Origin of the sequence: Halomonas litopenaei, assembly GCF_017303055.1 — a bacterium.
GTDB lineage: Bacteria > Pseudomonadota > Gammaproteobacteria > Pseudomonadales > Halomonadaceae > Halomonas > Halomonas litopenaei_A.
In genome coordinates this window covers 1-648 of record NZ_JAEKJT010000028.1, presented here as the reverse complement: position 1 = coordinate 648, position 648 = coordinate 1, and the positions used below count along the sequence as shown (strand labels likewise).

At 51.1% G+C, this 648-nt stretch carries 1 tRNA gene and 1 rRNA gene; both read left to right on the top strand.

Annotation, left to right across the window (positions count from 1 at the left end):
- Positions 1-209 (top strand): 16S ribosomal RNA (locus JF545_RS19840); the annotation flags it as partial.
- Positions 210-338: 129 nt separating this feature from the next.
- Positions 339-414 (top strand) — tRNA-Ala (locus tag JF545_RS19835).
- Positions 415-648: the final 234 nt, after the last annotated feature.

Here is a 648-nt window from a genome sequence, read left to right as displayed (position 1 = left end):
AAGTCGGAATCGCTAGTAATCGTGAATCAGAATGTCACGGTGAATACGTTCCCGGGCCTTGTACACACCGCCCGTCACACCATGGGAGTGGACTGCACCAGAAGTGGTTAGCCTAACTTTGGAGGGCGATCACCACGGTGTGGTTCATGACTGGGGTGAAGTCGTAACAAGGTAGCCGTAGGGGAACCTGCGGCTGGATCACCTCCTTAATCGACACGTCACTGACTGTCGGTAAGTGCTCACAATGAATTACCTGATCAAGCAAGAGTAGCGACTGACAGGGTCAACGCTAGCGCTAGCAGCTAGAGTAGCGCCAATAGGCATGACCCATGTGATTCGGGGCCATAGCTCAGCTGGGAGAGCGCCTGCCTTGCACGCAGGAGGTCAGCGGTTCGATCCCGCTTGGCTCCACCATTCACTTATCTGGTGAAAGGTAGATACGCTCAGTCATGAAATTTTAAGCAAGATGCTTGCATCGCTGCTCGATAACTCGGGACGGCGATTTTCAAGTCTCTCGCTTAGAGTTTCGACTCTAACGCTCTTTAACAATGTATATCATGCTGACAAAGTAAGATACGTCTCAAGCGTATCCGGCAATTGTCGTGACATCATCGATTGACAGACCTTTTGGGGTTATATGGTCAAGCG